Genomic DNA, 16,407 nt, shown 5'->3' on the forward strand with positions numbered 1-16,407 from the left:
GGTGCTAGTCCCTCGCCGGCCGCGGCAGAGCCACGAAGTTCGTGCTGATGATGTTGAACGGGTCGTACACCGACTGGTGGCACTGACAGTAGACGCGGTCGGCCGCGCCGAAGTTGGCGGCACCGGCCTGGCCCTTGAACGCCGGCACGCAGCAGAAGTGCGTGCACTTGTTCAGGTGGGCCATGACGCCGCGGTCCGTCGTGGCGGCCAGCCACTCGTTGTCCTGGGCCGCCTCCTCGATGCGGGTCGAACGGATGACCTCGATGGCCATCGTCTCGGCGGGCTCGAGCCCCTCGGAGCGCCAGCTACCGGTCGCGGGCTTGCCCATGCCGGCGGTGCCGATGCCGTTGCCCCACGTCTCGTAGTCGGCGAAGTGGCTCAGCTTCATCCGCTGGCCACCGCTGACCTCCTCGTTCTGCCAGTCGAACTTCGAGTTCGCGTTGTACTTGAAGTAGTTGGTCAGGTCGGAGTTCTCCTCCTCCGCGTCGGGGTAGACGCCCGGATAGGTCTGGACGCCGCAGTACTGGAACCACTCCGAGGAGTACGTCTCGCCGGCGATCTCCTCACGGGCGACCATGAAGGTCCGCCCCTGCTCCTCGATCTCCTGGACCTCTGGCCAGCGGCCCTTGATGTAGAAGTCGTCCTCGCCCTCGACGGGTTCGAGTTCGATGGGGATCTGGGGCATCCCCCGCGGTGCGGGTCCGTCGGTGTTCTCGATGGCGCGGAACGTCACCGTGCCACCGCCACCGCCACTGGACGATGTCGTGCTGTTGACGGCCGCTGCGCCCGCTGTAGCGATGCCGGCGAGCGATGCGCCACCGACGACGCCCTTCACGAAGCGACGACGGTCCGATTCGACCGGATACTTGTCTTCGTCTACTGGCATGGTTATTTCTTGTAGTAGGGATACACCGCACGTTTGAGTGTGTCGAGCGCGCTTGCGTCGCCGAGCTGCTCGCCGTCGACGTCCTCCTCGCGGACGTAGAGGTCCTCCCACTTCCGACGGCGCTTCTTGACGATCATCACGTCTGGCAGGAACTCCTTGCGGTAGAGCAGGAGGATGAACGCGAGGTCGATGAAGACGATGGCGAGCAGGAACCCGAGGTACATGTTCCCCTCACCGCTCAGTCCCCAGCCGTTGACCAGGCCGTACGTGAACAGTCCGATGAAGACGACCTCGATGACGGTCAGCAGGACGATGGCGACCGCTGCGGCCGTGCTCTCTCTCGCCGGTTCGTACCGGTGGATGTCGCCGTAGTTGCTTCCTTTCGTGGACATCTATCAGTCCCTCCCTGGGCTGCTCGTGTGTGCGGACTCGCCGTACTTGAGCACGTAGAACGTGAACATCAGCGAGCTCATGATGGCGAGGATGGTCGCGATGCCGACCCAGTGGGCCTGGATGGGAACGCCCATGTGCTCGGGGTCGACCTCGCCGCCACCTTCGCCGCCCGGTGCCTGACCGGACTCGTTGACCTCGATGGTGCCGACCATGCCGAGGCCGACGTGGGGGTCGCACTGGTACTCGTAGGTACCGAGCGTCTCGAAGGTGTACTCGTACGTGAACCCGGTATTCTCGGTGGGCATGTGACCCTCCCAGTCCGACTCTTCGGGGACCGACGTGGGGTTGATGTTGTGGTTGTCCGACTCCCACTCGAACGTCACCGTCGTCCCCGGACTGATGTAGAGTGGCGTCTCCGTACCAGGTGTGTACACGTAGTCGCCGTTCGGGCCGACCGCGACGGTCGCGCTACCGCCGCCACCGCCGCCGTCAGGAGCAGCGGTCGTGTTGTTGGCCGTGCCGTTGTCGGTGGAGTTGTTGCCCTCCTGGACGGCGAACGAGCCGGACGACCGTGTGTCCTCCTGGGCGGCGGCCGCACTCGCGGCTCCAGCGCCGCCGGCAACGCCGCTGGCAGCCATCAGAAAGTCCCGCCTATTCATACATACGATGGTCAGGATTGGGTTCGCTTAAACCCACCGATGCAAGGGTCACAGGGGCCTACGACTCGGAGTCGGGCGTGTCGCTGACACCCACGGACTCGCGGGGGTCCCCCTCGGGCTCGACGGGGAGGAACGACGGCCGCTCGCCGTCCTCGAGACCGATGGCACGCAGGCGGTCGCGGTACTCCTCCGCGCGGAAGCGGTCGGAGAGCCTGGCGTTGGCCACGGTCAGGAACAGCGCGACGCCCGCGATGGCGAACACCATCGCCATCACGATCATGATGCCCCGTGCGAGGTCGTCGCCGGCGTTGCCGGTCGCGAGGAACGCCCCGGCGACGAGCCCGAGCGCCCCCAGCAACAGCGTCGTGGCGACGACCTGCAGCATGTTGTTTCCCAGCTGGCCGCTCCCCTCCGGGATCTCGTCCGGGTGGGGCAACACTGCCTCGGCGGGCGGCTCCGTGGGCTCGTACTCGTCCATCGAGCAGAGCGCGACGGTCGGCTTGACGTCGCGGAGGACGGTCCCGAAGCCGTCGATGGAGCCGTCGGGGAACACCATCGCGTACCCCTCGTCTGAGTACGCGAGCAGGACCTCCTCGCCCTCGTACGTGACGCGCTCGATGACGGCGAACACGTCCCGGCTGGCGATCTGGGCGTTGAGGTCCTGCTCGACGCGGTCGAGCAGCTCCTCGCCGACGATCCACGTCTCCGGGTCGAACGCGGCGTCCCACTCCTCGTAGCTCATCTCCGCCATCTCGGCCGGGCCGAAGTCGTCGAAGTCGTACTTCTCCTCGACCTGGCGGCGGAGCTCCTCGTCGGAGAGTTGCTCCGTCTCCGACGGCTCGACGGCGTCGGTCGACTCCGTCGCCTCCGCGGGCGTCGAGCCGGCCGCCTCGTTCCGGTCGGCCTGCTCGTCCTCGCCCTCGGACCGGGACGGTCCAGCGTCGGTCATCACCCCGACTTTGGTCCCGACCCTGTAAACGCTTTCCGACGTCCGCCCCGGACCGGATTCCGACCTTTTAACGCGGCGCGAGACGGAGGTCCGGGCATGGTCGAGGACCTCACCGTCGCCACGGTCGCGCTGACCATGGTCTCCGCGAGCTTCCCTTTCTACCTCTACGGCGCGTGGATCATGATCGACACCGAGGTCGTCACGTGGGACGTCCTCGTCTACCACTTGAAGTTCATCGTGGTCGGGCTGACGCTGAACACCCTCCCCGTCGTCCTCTGGATGGGCCCCCGGCTCATCAACGAGCAGCAGTTCGGCGGGCTGGCCGCCCTGCACTCCTTCCTCGGCCTGCAGGCGTACGCCCTCCTGCTCTTTGCCCTCACCGGCATCTACCACATCCTGCAGGCCAAGCGCCGGCTCAACCTCTATGACGACCCCGACCCCGACATCGCGCTGGACGATATCCACGAGAACATGCCCGCGTGGCGGTTCCGCCTCCGCGTCGGCGTCTTCGGCTACGTCGTCTTCTGGATACTGGCCTACGTCGTCGGCATCATGCGCTACGTCGTGCTGTACCAGATCTTCTGAGCCTCACCAGGGCTCACCCGACGCGAGGTCCACATCCGAGTCACCCTGCTCCGACGGACAGATGTCCGCGAGCACGCAGGCGTCGCAGTCCGCCGACCGCGCGCCACAGACCGCCCGCCCGTGGTCGATGAGCAGGTGGGTGAACTCCTGCCACTTTCCCTCGGGGACGACCTCCTGCAGGTCCGGCTCGATGGTCGCCGGACGCTCCTCCTCGGTCAGCCCGAGCCGCCGGGAGAGCCGCTGGACGTGCGTGTCGACGACGATGCCCTCGACGATGTCGTGACCGTGCTGGAGCACGACGTTCGCGGTCTTGCGCCCCACGCCCGGCAGGTCGGTCAGCGCCGACATCGTGTCCGGGACCTCCCCGTCGTGCTCCTCGACGAGAATCCCGCCGATGCCCTGCAGGTAGCCGCCCTTGTTGTTGTGGAAGGTGATGCCGTAGATGTCCTCGGCGAGCTGCTCCTCGCTCGCTTCGGCGTAGTCCGCGGCGGTCTCGTACTGCTCGAACAGCTCCGCGGTGACCTCGTTCACGCGCTCGTCGGTGCACTGCGCCGAGAGGACGACCGCGACGAGCAGCTCCAGCCGGTTCGAGAAACGCAGCGAGATGGCCGAGTCCGGATACTCCGCCTCCAGCCGTTCGACCACTTCCCCGGCCTGCGCCGAGCGTGTCTCCAGTGGGGTTCCCATGTGCTCGTGTTCGGCGGCTGGCGTTTCAGCGGTTCGGTTCCGTCTGTCCTGGGAACCGCTGGTGTCGAGAACGGACCACCAGCGCCCTACTCGAAGCTCCCCGACCGGATCTCGCGTTCGGCGTCGTCCAGTGCCTGCTCGGCGTCGAAGCTCTCGACGATCTCGCGAAGCGTCGCCTCGTCGGCGTCGGCCAGTTTCCGGGCGTGCGCCGTCATGTTCGGGAGTGCACGGATGATGTTGTCGACGATGGGGACGGTGGCCGAGCGAGCGGAGCGCGAGCCGGGGTTGAGGTCGACGACGAGCTCGGTCTTGCCCATCGCGGCGAGCGCCTCGGCGCGGTCGCCGTCCTCCAGCGGGACGAGCACCACGTCGGCGTCGTGGATGCCGTCGGCGTCGACCTTGCCGCGCTCGTGGGAGAGTCCGGGGATGCGCGCGTCGGCGGTCAGGCCCTTGACCTCGCGTGCGCCGTGCTCGCGCAGGTGGTCGGCGATGGCTTCCATGCGCGCTTCGGTGCGGTTGAACAGGTTCACCTCGATGTCCGCGCCGGTCGCCTCGGCGAGTTCGACGGTCTCCGCGGGCGCGAGCGCGGCGACGTTGCCGTTGACCGAGAGCACCGCGTGCTCGGCGAGCAGGAGGTGGGCGGCGGCGACGCGCTCGGCCTCGTCGGCCGACTCCGTCGTGCGCTCACCGAGCAGGTAGTCGAACGCCTCGCCACGGCCCTGCGCGATGAGGCCCTGACGGCTGGTGATCCCCTTGTCGACGCCCGCCTCGATGCGGTGTCGGGTCAGCAGCGACTCGTACCGGGGGTGGTCCTCGGGCACGTCGACGTGTTCGCTCATGGCCGCCACTCCGCGCCGGACGGTGAAAAACGCTCACGATTCGAACTGTCCGCCCGACCGGGCCAGCGAGACGAACGCCACGCCGCCGAGCCCGGTGCCGACGAGGAACGTCGGGTCGCCGGTGACGGCGGCCCCGAACGTCGAGAGGCCGACGATGGGGACGAGCACGAGCAACAGCGCGACCCGACCCGCGGGGCGGCCGTGTGCGGTGACCCTGGCGAGGCCGAGCAGCAGTAGCGCGACGATGAATAGCGGCACGGACTGGATCAGCGTCGGCGCGTTGAGGAGCCCGAACGCCCCGAGCGCGAACGCGAGCAGCGCCGTCGCGAAGATGGCGACGACGATGGGGCCGGGCGTGCGCTGGTCGGTCATCGGTCGCACTCCGGGCGCAGTACACGAAAGCGCGTCGGTCGCGGTCGACCGGGTCGGCTCACTTCAGCATCGCGCCGGCGGGGTGGGTCGCGCACACGGACGGGTCGTAGCCCGCATCCGAGAGGCCAGTTCCGAGCGCGAACACCGTCTCGCCCAGCATCGCCATCGACGCCTGGCCGTCGGCGGCGAGCACGTCCTCGATGACCCCGACCACGTCGGGAGTCAGGAGCTCCGCCTCCCTGGCGAACCGACGCGACGCGTGGACGAAGCTCGCGAGCGTCGGCTCCTCGACGACTCGGGAGAGCGCGCGGCGGCCCGCCTCGGAGAGCAGTTCGGTGTCGCCGGAGAGGACGTCCTCCGTCGATAGCTCCCCCAGCGAGACGTACTCGACCCGTGCCCGCGACGGGATGCCGTCGAGGTGGTTGTCCTGTGGCCCACCCGGCTCCAGCCGGATGGGGACGCCGCCGCGGGCCTGTGCGACGACGTCGCCGAGCCCGGAACCGGCCTGCACCTCCGCGCCGTGGGCGATGGTGACCAGTTCGTTCTCCGAGAGCTTCCGGCGGTAGACGCGGTTCGTCGCCAGCGCGGTCCCGAGCGCCAGCGCCCCCGAGACCCCGAAACCCGCCCCCAGCGGCAGGTCCGTCTCGGCCGCGACGACGGCCGGTGCCGAGAGCGTGTCGAGCACCCGGTCGACCGCCTCGACCTCGACCGCGTCGCCGTTGAGCATCAGGGACGGCCCGTTGCCCCGCTGGACCGTCACCTCGACGCCGTCGGTCAGGGTCAGCCCGGCACCCGTGGAGCCGGCCTTCGTCGGGTCGGACTCGTCCGGGTGCGCGCTGAAGAAGCCCGTGATGTGTCCCGGAACGAACGCCCGTGCCTCCTCGGTCATGCCACTGTGTGGGTGACGGGTGCCTTAATCCGTTTTCATTGACGGGCGGTCGGCTCGGGTGTGTCGGACGCCCGAAACGGGACTGCCGGTCGTTCCGGTGGGTCCGCGAGAAATCGGTGTACTCGTCTCGGTGCTCGCCGGAAGCGGCTTCGCCTAGGGGCTCAGCCGCTGGCAATCACGCGGGAATTCACTCGCTCCGTTCCACTCCGCTCGTGCTTCCCACGCTCCTCGCAGCGTCGTCGCCTACGGCGACAGACGCTGGCGGTCGCGTGGGAACAGCACGGCCTCCCGGATGTTGTCCAGCCCGAGCATCGTCATGACGAGGCGCTCGCCGCCGAGGCCCCAGCCGGCGTGCGGGGGCATGCCGTACTTGAACATCTTCGTGTAGTACTCGAACTCGTCGGGGTCGAGGCCCTGCTGCTCGAAGCCGGCGACGAGCTGCTCGTAGCGGTGCTCGCGCTGGCCGCCCGAGACGAGCTCCATGCGCGGGTGCATGAGGTCGAAGCCGGTCGATGTCTCAGCGTCGTCGTCGTAGTCCTTGATGTAGAACGGCTTGATCTCGCTGGGCCAGTCGACGATGAAGTAGTGCTCGCCGACCTCCTCGCCGAGGACGCGCTCTGCCTCCGTCGAGAGGTCGTCGCCGTAGACGAGCATCTCGTCGAGCTCGCCGGTCGCGTTGATGCGGTCGAGCGCCTCCTCGTAGGTGAGCCGCGGGAACTCGCCGTTGGGGGCCTCGAACTCCTCTTCGAGGCCGAGCAGTGCGAGCTCCTCCTGGCAGTTCTCCGCGACGGCCTCGTAGGCGGCCTTGACGATACCCTCGACGACGTCCATCGCCTCGGTGTGGTCGTGGAACGCGCCCTCGAAGTCGATGGAGGTCGCCTCGTTCAGGTGCCGCGGCGTGTTGTGCTCTTCGGCGCGGAAGATGGGGCCGATCTCGAACACCTTCTCCAGGCCGGAGCCGGCCATGAGCTGCTTGAACAGCTGCGGGCTCTGGTTCATGAACGCCTCCTCGCCGAAGTAGGAGATGGGGAACAGCTCGGTGCCGCCCTCGGTCCCCGTGGCGACGATCTTCGGCGTGTTGATCTCCGTGCAGCCCTCGTCGCGGAACTGCTCGCGGACCGCGCGCAGGACCTCGGCGCGGATCTCGAAGACGGCCTTCACGTCGGGCTTGCGGAGGTCGAGCGTGCGGTTGTCCAGCCGGGTCGGGAGCTCGGCGTCGACCTTGCCGGACGGGTCGAGCGGGAGCTCGGGGTCGGCCGGCGCGATGACCTCGAAGCCGTCGGGGGTGACCTCGACGCCCGTGGGGGCGCGGGGCTCCTCGTCGACGGTGCCGGTGACGCTGACGACGCTCTCGCGGGAGGCGTCGAGCCCGGCCTCGACGAGGTCGTCGTCCATCTCCTCTTTCTCGAACTTGATCTGGATCTTCCCCGTCTTGTCCCGGAGGATGAGGAAGGCGATGCCGCCGAGGTTGCGGATCTCGTGGACCCAGCCGGCCACTGTCACGTGGTCGCCCGGCTCGGCGTCCGCGGTGTACGTTCGGTTCTCCATACCAGCGGTTTCCGGAGGGGTAGCCTTAAACACCGTCTTTTCGGTCGACGGTGGCGGACTCAGAAGCCGCCGTATCGCAGGTAGACCATGCTGGCGATGACCGCGAGCTGGAACACGCCCTGGATGCCGCTGAGTCGTGCGTTGCGCATCCCGATGCGGCTGATGACCTCGGTGTCCGGGCTCTCCGATCTCATCTCGCGGTACATCTTCACCTCGCCGGGGAGCAGGATGCCGAAGCCCATCACGCTGAGCACCGCGACGATGACGAGCGCGACAGCGATGACGTTGCTCGTCATCTCGAAGGCGGGCAGCGTCGTCGCGAGGTATCCGACGCTCACGGCCAGCGCGACGCCGAAGGCCACGAGCCAGCGCCGGTCCCGGAAGGCGTCGAACTGCCAGCCGATGCTCAGGAGCGCGGGCAGGAGCGTGAACGCGGTGAACAGGGCCAGCCACGGCTGGGCGTTCGGGAACACCTGTACCCGTAGCGCGAGCGTGATGCCGCCGGCGATGGTGACGAGCGCGAGCGACGGCATCAGGAACGTCATCTTCGGCGTGAACCGCTCGAACACCGCAGAGCGTGCGTCGACGGCGAGCCCGCCGAGCACCGGCCCGAGCACCATCGCCATGAACAGGTCGATTCCAGTCCACAGCACGCCGGCCATCACGTGGACGTACGTGTGGTGCTCGCGCGTGCCGACGGTCGCCGCCAGCACGAGCGCGAGCACCGGCAGTAGGACCGCGCCCATCGCGAACGCCGGATTCGCTCTCGATCCCATGCCTCGAATCGTCCCCCGAACCGTCTCGGCCATGCGAGTCCGTGTCGATTCCCGGCGGGAAAAACGTTGTTCCAGTGACAGTCGTCACGGCGACGGCGCTACCGTTACCATCGTTAATACACCGACGGGACAGTGCTAACAGTCGTGTTCGACACGCCAACCTTTTAGAGGGAATACCCCCTTGGGCAAGACGAGCCATGGCAAATCTTGTCACAGGGGTCGCCGACACCGCGTCGGTGCATCCGGACACGACGGCGCTGCACTACGACGGGCAGGACATCAGCTACGAGGAGTTCTGGGGACAGGTGGGCCAGTTCGCCGCCGGGCTCCAGGAGGCGGGCATCGAGCCCGGCGACCGCGTCGGGATATACCTCCCGAACCTGCCACAGTTCGTGGTCGCGTTTCACGGGACGCTCCGGGCCGGCGGCATCGTCGTCCCCATCAACCCGCAGTACAAGACCCGGGAGATCAGCCACCTCCTCGGGGACAGCGGCGCGAAGGTGGTGGTGACAATCGGCGACCTCGTCCCGTTCGTCAGCGAGGTGCAGGACGACACCGAGGTCGAGGAGGTCGTCGCCATCGGCGGGCACGAGGACGCGACCGCGTTCCGCGCGTTCCTCGCGGCCGGCGCACCGGACATCGTCGACCGCGACGACGACGACGTGGCCGTGCAGCCGTACACCTCCGGTACCACCGGCCAGCCGAAGGGGGTGCTGCTCACCCACGAGAACCTCCGGTCGAACGCGGAGATGGCGGCGTCGCTCATCCCGGACGGCATCCAGACCACCGACAAGGCACTCGGGGTGCTCCCGCTGTTCCACATCTACGGGATGACGGTCGTGATGAACGCGACGCTGTTCAGCGGCGGAGCGTACTACCCGCTGCCGTCGTGGGACGCCCAGCAGGCGATGGAGCTGCTCGCCGCGGAGGAGCTCACCATCATGCACGGCGTGCCGGCGATGTACAACGACGTCATCAACCAGCCCAACGCCGAGGAGTTCGACTTCTCGTCGGTGCGGCTCTGTGGCGTCGGCGGCTCGGGTATCCCCGCGGAGGTGCTCCGCCGGTTCGAGGAGCTCTACCCCGCGAAGATCTACGAGGGCTACGGGCTCACCGAGACCAGCCCGGTCACGCACTTCAACAGCCCGGAGAAGGGCCGGCGCGTCGGCAGCATCGGCAAGACCCTGCCCGGCGTCGACTGCCGCGTCGTCGACGAGAACTTCGAGGAGGTCGCCCCGGTCGACGAGGGACCGGTCGACGAGGACGAGGTCGACCTCGACGAGATCACCGGCGAGCTCGTCATCAGCGGCGCGAACGTCATGCAGGGCTACTACGGCCTGCCCGACGCCAACGAGGACGCCTTCACCGAGGCCGACGGCAAGCGCTGGTTCCACACGGGCGACATCGGCTACCACGACGCGGACGGCTTCTACTACGTCGTCGACCGCGAGAAGCACATGATCGTCAGCGGCGGGTACAACATCTACCCGCGCGAGGTCGAGGAGCTGCTGTTCGAGCACCCCGACATCGCCGAGGCGGCCGTCGTCGGCATCCCCGACGAGCGTCGGGGCGAGACGGTGAAGGCGTTCGTCGTGAAGACCCCCGACTCGGCCCTCACCGCCGACGAGGTCCGCGAGTACTGCCTCGAACGCCTCGCCGAGTACAAGCACCCGCGCGAGGTCGCGTTCGTCGACGAGCTCCCGCGGACCACGACGGGCAAGGTCCAGAAGTTCGAGCTGCGGGAGGCCGACGAATGAGCGACGCCGTCCTCGTCGACATCGAGGACGGCGTGGCCACCATCACGCTGAACGAGCCCGACCGCCGGAACGCGTTCTCGCTCGACATGTCCGCCGGCCTGCGCGACGCGCTGGACGAGGTCGAGGGGAGCGACGCCCGCTGTGTCGTCATCGAGGGTGCGGGCGACGCGTTCTCCGCGGGCGGCGACGTGGAGCTGATGTCCCAGACCGCGACCGGCGCGGTCCCGCTCGACGAGAGCGTGCGCACACTGGAGAAGACCACGAGCGAGACGATGGCCCGCGTCGTCTCGTTCCCGCTGCCCACCGTCGCGAAGGTCGAGGGGCCCGCCGTCGGAGCCGGCGCGAACCTCGCCATCGCCTGCGACGTGCAGCTCGCCAGCGAGGACGCTGCCATCGGCTTCGTCTTCCGCGAGGTCGGGCTGGCGGTCGACGCCGGCACCTCGTACCTGCTCCCGCGCGTCGTCGGCACCAACGTCGCCAAGGAGCTGGTGTTCACCGGCGAGGTGCTCGGAGCCGAGCGCGCCCACGAACTCGGCCTCGTGAACCACGTCTACGACGCCGACGAGTTCGGGGCGGAAGCGGCGGAGTTCGTAGACCGCATCGCCAGCGGCCCCACGGTCGCGCTCAGACACTCGAAGCGGCTCATCGACGAGGGCCTGCGCCGGACCGTCGACGAGGCAATGGTCGCCGAGGCGACCGCCCAGGGCCTCTGCTTCGACTCCGACGACCACGCCGAGGGCGTCACCGCCTTCGTCGAGAGCCGCGAGCCGGAGTTCGAGGGCTCCTGAACCCTCCGGCTCGGTCGCGAGAGCTGCCCGAACCGAAGCTGATACACCACTCGACCCGGAGGCACTCGACATGACAGACGACGACGCACCGGACTGGACGTTCAAGGAGCGCGACGTGGTCATCCTCCGCGAGCTGGCCGCGAACCCCCAGCGCTCATCGCGCGAGCTGACCGACATCCTCGAAACCGAGTACGACATCGACGTCTCCCACGTCACCGTCAGCGAGACCATCCGGAAGATGCGCGAGGAGGGGGTCTTCCGCGAGGCCGTCATCCCCAACGAGGAGTACTTCATCTTCGGGCTGTTCGAGTTCAAGTTCGACCCCGAGCACTTCGCGGACGAGTGGCGCGACGCCATGGAGTACATCCGCGACAGCGAGAACACCCTCTTCTACTTCCTCTCCGACGGGGAGTACCAGTGGAAGTCGGTCATGATGTTCGCGACCAGGGAGGCCGAGTCCCGCTGGATACACGAGTTCTACAAGAACCACGGGAAGGTCGTCTCGAACCTCCGGAACTCCGTGATTCACAACGTCCTGAAGTTCGGCACCGACCCCGAGATCTTCGAGGCGCTGGACGAGGAGCACTGAATCGGACGGTATCTCGGTTACACTATTGACCGTCCCGCGCGCCAGCCAATCACCGAACGAGCGCGAGCAGTTCGCAGGAGAGCACGACCGTCCCGTCCTGCTTCACCACTTCGGCCCCCTCACGAACCACGCCGGCGGCCTCGGGATGGTCGGAGCGTTCCTCAAGTTCGACGACCTCGGTCTCGACGTGTATCGTGTCGCCGACGAACGTCGGACCGCGAAAGCGCAGGCTGTCGACGCCGTAGAACGCAACCACGTCGGAGCCCCCCTCACCGCCAGCGCGTTCCTGCCAGAGCAGGCCTGTCGCGATCGAGAACACGAGCGCGCCGTGGGCGATGCGCTCGCCGTACTCCGACTCCTGCATCCGTTCGGCGTCGGTGTGCAGGTGGTTGAAGTCGCCGCTGACGCCGGCGAAGTTCACGAGGTCCGCGTCGGTGATGGTCCGGCCGGCGGTCCGTCGGCCGTCCCCGACCTCGGTGTCCGCGAAGCTCATGCGTCCCCCATGAGCCGGTAGCTCGTGCGGCCGACGGCCACGTCGACCGTCTCGCCGTCCTCGTGCTCGGTCGTGACCAGTGCGTCCGTGACACCCATCGACGAGCCCGCCCGGATGACCTCGGCCTCGACCCGCAGATCGCCCGTGGCGGGTCGGAGGTACGACACGTCGAGGTCGGTCGTCGTCAGCCGCGCAGTGGCGGGGTCGTCGAACGTCGTCCGGAGCGCGAAGCCGCTCGCGGTGTCGACCAGCGAGGCAGCGACACCGCCGTGGACGACACCGTCGGAGGCGGGGTTCGTCAGCTTCCCGTCGTAGGGGACGGCGAAGACGACCCGACCGTCCTCGACCGTCTCGACAGAGAGCCCGAGCCACGAGAGGAATCCGTGACTGTCGATGTACTGCTGGTAGGCCGTCGCGATGTCCTCGTGGGCGAAATCGGGGCGGCTCATCGACCCTCGAACTCCGGCTCGCGGTCCTGGGCGAACGCCGTGGTGCCCTCGACCACGTCGTCGGTGCTCATCAGCAGCCCGAAGCCCTGGCTCTCCATCGCCAGCGCGGCGGCCAGGCTCGCGTCGTCGCCCTCGTTCAGGACCTTCTTGGCGACCTTCAGCCCGAGTGGCGGCCCCGACAGCAGGTCGTCGCAGAACTCCTCGACCGTCGCGTCGAACTCGTCGGCAGGGACGGCGCGGTTGATGAGCCCCCAGTCCTCGGCCCGCGCGGCCTCGATTCGGTTGCCCCGGAACACGAGTTCCTTCGCGCGGGTCTCGCCGAGGATACGGAGGAGGCGCTGTGTCCCGCCACCTCCGGGGATGAGCCCGAGCCGGATCTCCGGACAGCCGAACTCCGAGCCTTCCGTCGCGATGCGGAGGTCGCAGGCCAGCGCGAGCTCCAGTCCAGCGCCGAGACAGTAGCCGTCGATCTTCGCGAGTACGGGCCGCGGGAAGTCGTTGACCGCCTCGAACGCGGGCGTCACGTCCATCACGTCGGTCGGCTCCACGTCGGCGAAGCCGCCGATGTCCGCGCCGGCACTGAACGCCCTGTCGCCCGCACCCTCGATGGTCGCGCACCGAATCTCGTCCGTGTCTACCGACTGGAACAGGTCGGCGATCTCGGAGAGCAGGTCCGCCGAGAGCGCGTTCATTCGCTCCGGGCGGTCGAGCTCGACCGCGAGCAGGCCGTCGTCGTCGACCTCGTAGTTCAGCAGCCGATACGGTCCCGGCCCGTCGCCGGTGTCGTACTCGTAGAATCCCCGTCCCGCCCCTTCGCCGGTGTGGCCGGCCTCGACGAGTTCGACGAGGTACTTCGCTGGCTCGTACCGGTCCGCCCCGGTCGCGTCGTGCAGTTCGCGGAGCTTCGCCAGCACGGTGTCCAGTCCGAGCTCGTCGCCGCGGCGGCACGGCCCCATCGCGAAGCCGGCCCCCAGTCGTGTCCCGGTGTCCACGGCCTCGGGCGTCGCCACGTCGTCGCCGACGAGCCTCGCGGCCTCGTTGACCATCCGTGCCTCGACGCGCAGCGTGTCGAAGTCGCCCGCATCCTCCGGCTCGTAGTCCGCGCCGCCGCCGTCCTCGTAGTCGTAGTAGCCCGTACCGGTCTTGCGCCCGAGGTCGCCTGCCTCGACCTTCTCCTCCGCGATGGGTGGGACCGGAATCCCGCCCTCGGTCCGGACGTGGTAGCCCACGTCGATGCCGGTCAGGTCGGCGAGCTCGAACGGTCCCATCGGGTAACCCCGCTCGTGGACCATCGCGGCGTCGGCCTCCCGGATGGTGGCCTCGCCCTCGGAGACCATCCATGCGGGCTCGCCGCCGAACGGGCCGAGGATGCTGTTGACGACGAAGCCCTGGACGTCCTTCCGAACGTGGATGGGGGTCTTCCCCAGCGACTCGACGAACGCGGCACCCTTCTCGGCGACCGATTCGGCGGTCTCCTCGCCGTGGACGACCTCGACGAGTTCCATCTTCACCGGCGGGTTGAAGAAGTGGAGTCCGACGACGCGGCTCGGGTCGTCGACGGCCTCTGCGATGCCCGTGATGCTCAGACTGGAGGTGTTCGACGCGAGGATGGTCCCCCCACTCGTGTGCGCCTCGACCTCGGCGAATATCTCGCGCTTGAGGTCCATCTGCTCCGGTGCGGCCTCGACGACGAGGTCCGCGTCCGAAACGGCTTCGGCGAGGTCGACCGTCGTATCGAGCCGCGAGAGCACCGCCTCGGGCGACTCGTCGATGCGGTCCTTCTCGCCGAGCTTCTGCAGGCTCCACTCGACGTCCTCGTAGCCCTCCTCGACCAGCTTTTGCTCCACGTCGCGCATCGTCACCCGGTAGCCTGCGAGTGCGGCGACCTCGGCGATGCCGTGCCCCATGTTCCCGGCACCGAGCACCGCGACCCGGTTGATGCCATCGACTGTCATGCTGGAACGTGTGGCCACGAGCGTCTTAACTCCACCGAGGGGTGTTTACGACTGTTAAACAGGGAGGGAGAAACCGAAACAACGGTAACGGCTACTGCCGGTCAGGCGTCGTTCGCGCCCTCGACGGTCCGCGCGACCGCGTCGACGCCCTCGTCGTGGACGAGGTCCCCGACGACGACCACGTCGGCGTGTTCGGCCATCAGGTTCGCCGACTCGTAGTCGTGGATGCCGCCGCCGTAGAACAGCGTCGCTTCGTCGAGTGCGTCCGCGGCCGCCTGCACCGTCTCGGGGTCCCCGAGCATCCCCGAGTACTCGACGTAGACGATCTCCTGACCGAACATCTTCTCCGCGACCTCGGCGTAGGCCGCGACGTCGTCGGTGGAGAGGTCGCAGTTCGCTTCGGTGTACTCCGCGACGCTCGCCTCCGGATTCAGCACGATGTACGCCTCCGTCGTCGTGCGGTCCCAGTCGAGGCCGCCCTCGATGCGGACCCACTCCTTGTGCGCGCCGGTGACCCAGAAGATGTCCCCGGCGTTGAACACCGTCGGAACGAGATAGCCGTCGAGCGCGTCGCTGTCGACGACGACGCTCGGGTTCGACGGCTCCTGGTAGATGGGGACGTCGTAGTCCGCACACGCCTGGATCATCTCGCGCATGTTCTCCTCGGTCATCCCCAGCGTCCCGCCTATCTCGATGGCGTCCGTACCCGTCGCACACACGTCCTCGAACGTCTCGCCCTCGACCAGGTCCTTGTCGGGGTCGAGCTTGAGGATGTGGTTCCAGTCCTCCCAGGCTGCGCTCATACCCGGTCGAACCCCACCTGCGACCAAAACCCCTTCGATACGGTGAAATCGGGGCGTGACTCGGGACTCGAAACCGGACGAACGGTTAAGCCCGGCCGGACGGGATACCCGCTCGAATGCGACGACGACGGGTGCTGCGGCTGGCCGGTCTCGCAACCGCGACGGGAGTCGCCGGCTGTTCCGAGCTCTCGGGCGGCTCCGGCTCGGACACGGCCAGCGTAATCGCCCGCCGCCCCGACGACGACGCCCCGCCACGGGCCGTCCTCCCGAGCCCGGAGGGCGGGCTGGAGATAACCGGCATCCGAACCACCGGGGGCTCGGTCGGCGCGAACGCCGGCCAGCTCGCCACCTACGAGGCCGACGACGGCACCACCTTCGAGGTCGCCGCGCTCCGGATGGAGACCGACGCCGACGCCACGGCGCTGGCGAGCCGCATCCGAGACCAGGGCCGGTTCTACGGGATGGACGTGGCCGTCCGCCACGGTGTGTACGTCGTCGCCGGCGGGACCGAGGACGCCGGCACGCGCGACCGGCTGCTGACGCTCCTGAGCTACTCCGAGGCGGTGAGCCGGTCGTACATCGCGGAGCACGACCTGCTCGCGGCCGACGGATAGCCACCGTTTTACTCGCGCCACCCATCGACCCGGACATGAAGCAGGCCATCGTCGCGCGGACCGACATCGGCATGGGCCAGGGGAAGCTGGCCGCACAGGTCGCCCACGCGTCGCTCAGCGCGTACGAGGACACCGACGCCCGGACGAGGAAGGCGTGGAAGGGCTCCGGCCAGAAGAAGGTCGTCCTGAAGGGCAGCGGCGAGTCGGAACTGTTCGAACTCGCCGACAGGGCCGAGTCCGAGCGGCTCCCCCACGCCATCGTCAGGGACGCAGGACACACCCAGCTCGACCCCGGTACCGTGACCGCGCTCGCCGTCGGCCCCGGCGAGGACGAAGCGGTCGACCGCGTGACCGGACACCTCTCGCTGTTCTGAGC

General features: G+C 68.2%; 20 protein-coding genes. 6 read left to right on the forward strand and 14 right to left on the reverse strand.

Annotated features, from left to right (window positions below):
• Nucleotides 1-4: 4 nt before the first annotated feature.
• From NO345_RS10630 to NO345_RS10645, 4 genes are all read right to left on the reverse strand, one after another.
• On the reverse strand, nucleotides 5-886 hold the full coding sequence (locus NO345_RS10630; protein WP_256299031.1) for a Rieske (2Fe-2S) protein: 882 nt from the start codon (nucleotides 884-886) through the stop codon (nucleotides 5-7).
• Nucleotides 887-888: 2 nt separating this feature from the next.
• Nucleotides 889-1,278: a DUF7318 family protein gene (locus NO345_RS10635; RefSeq protein WP_256299033.1), complete on the reverse strand. Its 390-nt coding sequence runs from the start codon at nucleotides 1,276-1,278 to the stop codon at nucleotides 889-891.
• 3 nt (nucleotides 1,279-1,281) lie between these two features.
• The gene (locus NO345_RS10640; protein ID WP_256299034.1) at nucleotides 1,282-1,917 is read right to left on the reverse strand and encodes a plastocyanin/azurin family copper-binding protein; all 636 of its coding nucleotides are present in this window, start codon (nucleotides 1,915-1,917) and stop codon (nucleotides 1,282-1,284) included.
• Between the two features lie 79 nt (nucleotides 1,918-1,996).
• Nucleotides 1,997-2,887 carry a DUF7319 domain-containing protein gene (locus NO345_RS10645; protein WP_256299036.1) on the reverse strand — a complete coding sequence of 297 codons (891 nt, stop codon included), beginning with the start codon at nucleotides 2,885-2,887 and terminating at the stop codon, nucleotides 1,997-1,999.
• Nucleotides 2,888-2,983: 96 nt separating this feature from the next.
• Here NO345_RS10645 and NO345_RS10650 point away from each other — a divergent pair, with 96 nt between their 5' ends.
• Entirely contained in the window at nucleotides 2,984-3,472 is a 489-nt protein-coding gene (locus tag NO345_RS10650) for a DUF7321 family protein (RefSeq protein WP_256299038.1), read from the forward strand.
• Between the two features lie 3 nt (nucleotides 3,473-3,475).
• Here the strand turns inward: NO345_RS10650 and nth are convergent, their stop codons facing one another.
• The 6 genes from nth to NO345_RS10680 all read right to left on the reverse strand — a co-directional run bounded on the left by nth (nucleotide 3,476) and on the right by NO345_RS10680 (nucleotide 8,583).
• Nucleotides 3,476-4,159 (reverse strand): endonuclease III, encoded by a 684-nt coding sequence (gene nth, locus NO345_RS10655; protein WP_256299040.1) that lies wholly within the window; start codon nucleotides 4,157-4,159, stop codon nucleotides 3,476-3,478.
• 86 nt (nucleotides 4,160-4,245) lie between these two features.
• The gene (locus tag NO345_RS10660) at nucleotides 4,246-4,998 is read right to left on the reverse strand and encodes a 4-phosphopantoate--beta-alanine ligase (RefSeq protein WP_256299042.1); all 753 of its coding nucleotides are present in this window, start codon (nucleotides 4,996-4,998) and stop codon (nucleotides 4,246-4,248) included.
• 33 nt (nucleotides 4,999-5,031) lie between these two features.
• Nucleotides 5,032-5,370: a hypothetical protein gene (locus NO345_RS10665; RefSeq protein ID WP_256299044.1), complete on the reverse strand. Its 339-nt coding sequence runs from the start codon at nucleotides 5,368-5,370 to the stop codon at nucleotides 5,032-5,034.
• Nucleotides 5,371-5,428: 58 nt separating this feature from the next.
• Complete coding sequence (locus NO345_RS10670; protein WP_256299046.1) at nucleotides 5,429-6,259, reverse strand: pantoate kinase; 831 nt, start codon at nucleotides 6,257-6,259, stop codon at nucleotides 5,429-5,431.
• Between the two features lie 243 nt (nucleotides 6,260-6,502).
• Nucleotides 6,503-7,807 (reverse strand): aspartate--tRNA(Asn) ligase, encoded by a 1,305-nt coding sequence (gene aspS / locus NO345_RS10675; protein ID WP_256299048.1) that lies wholly within the window; start codon nucleotides 7,805-7,807, stop codon nucleotides 6,503-6,505.
• A 59-nt stretch (nucleotides 7,808-7,866) separates the two neighbouring features.
• Complete coding sequence (locus NO345_RS10680) at nucleotides 7,867-8,583, reverse strand: hypothetical protein (protein ID WP_368407874.1); 717 nt, start codon at nucleotides 8,581-8,583, stop codon at nucleotides 7,867-7,869.
• Between the two features lie 197 nt (nucleotides 8,584-8,780).
• Between NO345_RS10680 and NO345_RS10685 the strand changes: the two genes are divergently transcribed.
• The 3 genes from NO345_RS10685 to NO345_RS10695 all read left to right on the forward strand — a co-directional run bounded on the left by NO345_RS10685 (nucleotide 8,781) and on the right by NO345_RS10695 (nucleotide 11,717).
• A complete protein-coding gene (locus NO345_RS10685) occupies nucleotides 8,781-10,340 on the forward strand; it encodes a long-chain-fatty-acid--CoA ligase (RefSeq protein ID WP_256299052.1) in 1,560 nt (519 codons plus the stop codon).
• The gene (locus tag NO345_RS10690) at nucleotides 10,337-11,128 is read left to right on the forward strand and encodes an enoyl-CoA hydratase/isomerase family protein (RefSeq protein ID WP_256299054.1); all 792 of its coding nucleotides are present in this window, start codon (nucleotides 10,337-10,339) and stop codon (nucleotides 11,126-11,128) included. Before NO345_RS10685 ends, NO345_RS10690 begins: the two co-directional genes overlap by 4 nt.
• Nucleotides 11,129-11,198: 70 nt before the next feature.
• Entirely contained in the window at nucleotides 11,199-11,717 is a 519-nt protein-coding gene (locus NO345_RS10695) for a winged helix-turn-helix domain-containing protein (RefSeq protein ID WP_256299056.1), read from the forward strand.
• A gap of 49 nt (nucleotides 11,718-11,766) precedes the next feature.
• Here NO345_RS10695 and NO345_RS10700 read toward each other — a convergent pair whose 3' ends face one another.
• The 4 genes from NO345_RS10700 to NO345_RS10715 form a co-directional block, all read right to left on the reverse strand.
• Entirely contained in the window at nucleotides 11,767-12,210 is a 444-nt protein-coding gene (locus tag NO345_RS10700; protein WP_256299059.1) for a MaoC/PaaZ C-terminal domain-containing protein, read from the reverse strand.
• Nucleotides 12,207-12,659, reverse strand: coding sequence for a PaaI family thioesterase (locus NO345_RS10705; RefSeq protein ID WP_256299061.1), 453 nt, complete (start codon nucleotides 12,657-12,659; stop codon nucleotides 12,207-12,209). Before NO345_RS10705 ends, NO345_RS10700 begins: the two co-directional genes overlap by 4 nt.
• Entirely contained in the window at nucleotides 12,656-14,614 is a 1,959-nt protein-coding gene (locus NO345_RS10710) for a 3-hydroxyacyl-CoA dehydrogenase/enoyl-CoA hydratase family protein (protein WP_256299063.1), read from the reverse strand. The genes NO345_RS10705 and NO345_RS10710 overlap by 4 nt, the downstream gene beginning before the upstream one ends.
• Before the next feature lie 101 nt (nucleotides 14,615-14,715).
• The gene (locus NO345_RS10715) at nucleotides 14,716-15,417 is read right to left on the reverse strand and encodes a phosphoglycerol geranylgeranyltransferase (protein ID WP_256299065.1); all 702 of its coding nucleotides are present in this window, start codon (nucleotides 15,415-15,417) and stop codon (nucleotides 14,716-14,718) included.
• A gap of 116 nt (nucleotides 15,418-15,533) precedes the next feature.
• Between NO345_RS10715 and NO345_RS10720 the strand changes: the two genes are divergently transcribed.
• A complete protein-coding gene (locus NO345_RS10720) occupies nucleotides 15,534-16,031 on the forward strand; it encodes a hypothetical protein (RefSeq protein WP_256299067.1) in 498 nt (165 codons plus the stop codon).
• 35 nt (nucleotides 16,032-16,066) lie between these two features.
• The gene (pth2, locus tag NO345_RS10725; RefSeq protein ID WP_256299069.1) at nucleotides 16,067-16,405 is read left to right on the forward strand and encodes a peptidyl-tRNA hydrolase Pth2; all 339 of its coding nucleotides are present in this window, start codon (nucleotides 16,067-16,069) and stop codon (nucleotides 16,403-16,405) included.
• Nucleotides 16,406-16,407 lie beyond the last annotated feature (2 nt).

Source organism: Haloarchaeobius salinus (assembly GCF_024464185.1).
GTDB lineage: Archaea > Halobacteriota > Halobacteria > Halobacteriales > Natrialbaceae > Haloarchaeobius > Haloarchaeobius salinus.